Genomic DNA, 2,997 nt, shown 5'->3' with positions numbered 1-2,997 from the left:
TCCCACCCGAACTGCGTCCCCGGGGCCGCCCCCAGCTCGCCGACGGCATCGCCGCCGAACTCACCCTCGTACGCGACCTGCTGACGGACCTCGGCCTCAAGGAGCTGCCATGAACCACCCGGTCCCGGCGGAGGGGCCGACCCCCCTCCTCGTCCTCGACGTCGTCGGCCTCACCCCCCGCCTCCTCCACCACATGCCCCACCTCAAGGCCCTCGCCCGGTCCGGCTCCCACGCCCCGCTCGGCACCGTCCTGCCCGCCGTGACCTGCGCCGCCCAGTCCACCTTCCTCACCGGCACCCACCCGTCGGAGCACGGCATCGTCGGCAACGGCTGGTACTTCCGCGAACTCGGCGACGTACTCCTGTGGCGCCAGCACAACGGCCTGGTCGCCGGCGACAAGCTCTGGGACGCCGCCCGCCGCGTCAACCCCGGCTACACCGTCGCCAACATCTGCTGGTGGTACGCCATGGGCGCCGACACCGACTTCACCGTCACCCCCCGTCCCGTCTACTACGCCGACGGCCGCAAGGAACCCGACTGCTACACCCGGCCCCCCGCCCTGCACGACGAACTCACCGAGAAACTCGGCACCTTCCCCCTCTTCCACTTCTGGGGCCCCGGCGCGGACCTGGTCTCCAGCCAGTGGATCATCGACGCGACCCGCCACATCATGGGCACCCGCCGTCCCGACCTGACGCTCTGCTACCTCCCCCACCTCGACTACGACCTGCAACGCTTCGGACCCGACGACCCACGCTCCCTCAAGGCCGCCGCCGACCTCGACCGGGCACTGGCCCCGCTCCTGGACGACGCCCGCGCGGAAGGCCGTACCGTCGTCGCCCTGTCCGAGTACGGCATCACCCGCGTCAGCCGCCCGGTCGACATCAACCGCGCCCTGCGCCGCGCAGGACTCCTGGAGGTGCACACCCAGGACGGCATGGAGTACCTCGACCCGATGGCCTCCCGCGCCTTCGCGGTAGCCGACCACCAGATCGCCCATGTCTATGTGCGCCGCCCCGAGGACCTGGACGCCACCCGCGCCGCCCTCGACGGCCTGCCCGGCATCGAGCGACTCCTCGACGACGAGGGCAAGAAGGCCCACCACCTCGACCACCCGCGCTCCGGCGAACTCGTCGCCGTGGCGGAACCGGACGCCTGGTTCACGTACTACTACTGGCTCGACGACGACCGCGCGCCCGACTTCGCGCAACTGGTCGAGATCCACCGCAAACCCGGCTACGACCCGGTCGAACTCTTCATGGACCCGCTCGACCCCTACGTCAAGGTCAAGGCGGCCACCGCACTGGCCCGCAAGAAACTCGGCCTGCGCTACCGCATGGCGGTCGTGCCCCTTGACCCGTCACCTATTCGCGGCAGCCACGGCCGCCTTCCCGAGAGCGACGACGACGGTCCGCTCCTCATCTGCTCCACCCCCCGCGCCGTCGACGACCGCGTCGCGGCCACCGACGTGAAGTCGCTCCTGCTCCGACTGGCCGGACTTTCCTGACCGGCCGGACCTTCCTGACTGGTCCCCAGTGAAGCACCCACCACTGACAACGCCCTTCGACCGCGAGGAGACCCCGACATGAGCCGCATGTCCCAGCCCGACCCCGAACTCACCCACCGTCTGACCAGACGGGGCATGCTCGGCGTGGCCGCGGGCGCCACCGCCGCCGCGCTGCTGGGCGCCGCGGCCGCCCCGGCCGGTGCCGCCACCCAAGCCGCGACCGGCACCACCGGCCACGGCCGCGGCCGCCCCGTCCTGCCGCCCGGCCGCCTCGGCATCCAGCTCTACAGCCTCCGCGACAAGGTCTCCACGCTCGGCTTCGCCCCCGTCTTCGCCGAACTGGAGAAGTACGGCTACGACGAGGTCGAGTTCGCCGGCTACACCCAGGGCTCGGCCGGACCCATCACCCTCGCCCAGCTCAGGCGGCTGGCCCGCGACCACGGACTGAACCCGATCGGCAGCCACGTCGGCTACTACTCCGACGACGACCCGAACGCCTACACCTTCGCCCAGAACCTCACCAAGGTCCTCGACGACGCCCAGGCCCTCGGCCTCAAGCACATCGGCACCGCCTCAGGACCGTTCCGCTACGGCTCCACCGTCGACGCGTGGAAGCGCGCCGCCGAGGACTTCAACACCTACGGCGCGGCGGCGAAGGCACGCGGCATGAAGTTCTACCAGCACAACCACTCCGAGGAGTTCTCCTTCGCCACCGACAACCCCAAGGTCCGCCTCTACGACGTGCTCCTCAAGGAGACCGACCCCGACCTGGTGTTCCTGGAGATGGACATCTTCTGGGCGTACTCCGGCCAGTTCCGCTTCTCCAAGCGGCCCGACGGCACGCCCGCGCCCTTCGAGCCCTTGAACTACGTCCTCAGGCAGCCCCATCGCTACCCGCTCTTCCACGTCAAGGACGGTGTGCGGGACCCGGCCGACACCTACGGCTACCGCATGACCGACGTCGGCGACGGCGACATCGACTACCAGAAGTTCATCTCCGCCGTGACCCGGCTGCGGGGCGAGCGCCTCGCCCACCACTGGCAGGCCGAACACGACCAGCCCGCCGAGTCGTTCACCTTCGCCCGCCGCTCCAGCGCCCACCTGCACTCGCTGCGGGAGAAGTGCTGAGCGCACACGGCTGAGGCGGGACCCCGAGGGCGCAGGGGGCGCTCCCCGCCGGTCGGGGTCCCGCCGCGTGCAGCGGGGAGGACCGTCAGCCCCGGGCGGCCGGAACGACCGCCGGGGTGAGGCGCTCCTCTCCCGCGTACACGTTCATGGAGGGGCCGCGGAGGAAGCCGATGAGGGTGAGGCCGGTTTCGGTGGCGAGGTCGACGGCGAGGGAGGAGGGGGCGGAGACGGCGGCGAGGACGGGGATGCCGGCCATGACGGCTTTTTGGGCGAGTTCGAAGGAGGCGCGGCCGGAGACGAGGAGGATGGTGTGGTTGAGGGGGAGGTTGCCGTGTTGGAGGGCGCGGCCGATGAGTTTGTCG

The 2,997-nt window shown here is 70.9% G+C and carries 3 protein-coding genes; 2 read left to right on the top strand and 1 reads right to left on the bottom strand.

Annotated features, from left to right (window positions below):
• The first annotated feature begins 109 nt into the window (after positions 1-109).
• A complete protein-coding gene (locus tag AOJ26_RS34075) occupies positions 110-1,507 on the top strand; it encodes a nucleotide pyrophosphatase/phosphodiesterase family protein (protein ID WP_053852234.1) in 1,398 nt (465 codons plus the stop codon).
• A gap of 78 nt (positions 1,508-1,585) precedes the next feature.
• Positions 1,586-2,635 (top strand): sugar phosphate isomerase/epimerase family protein, encoded by a 1,050-nt coding sequence (locus tag AOJ26_RS34070; RefSeq protein WP_053852233.1) that lies wholly within the window; start codon positions 1,586-1,588, stop codon positions 2,633-2,635.
• Between the two features lie 85 nt (positions 2,636-2,720).
• Here the strand turns inward: AOJ26_RS34070 and AOJ26_RS34065 are convergent.
• Positions 2,721-2,997 (bottom strand): formate dehydrogenase accessory sulfurtransferase FdhD (locus AOJ26_RS34065; RefSeq protein ID WP_199828897.1); only part of this gene is annotated, 277 nt, incomplete at its 5' end.

This window comes from Streptomyces sp. NRRL B-24085 (assembly GCF_001282115.1).
Lineage (GTDB): Bacteria > Actinomycetota > Actinomycetes > Streptomycetales > Streptomycetaceae > Streptomyces.
Note: the sequence above shows the minus strand (reverse complement) of the source record. Positions and strands in the feature narration are given on the sequence as shown.

Bases quoted from the DNA above. Each gene is read 5' to 3' on its own strand.
- AOJ26_RS34070 (WP_053852233.1), top strand. From the start codon at position 1,586: ATGAGCCGCATGTCCCAGCCCGACCCCGAACTCACCCACCGTCTGACC.
- AOJ26_RS34075 (WP_053852234.1), top strand. From the start codon at position 110: ATGAACCACCCGGTCCCGGCGGAGGGGCCGACCCCCCTCCTCGTCCTC.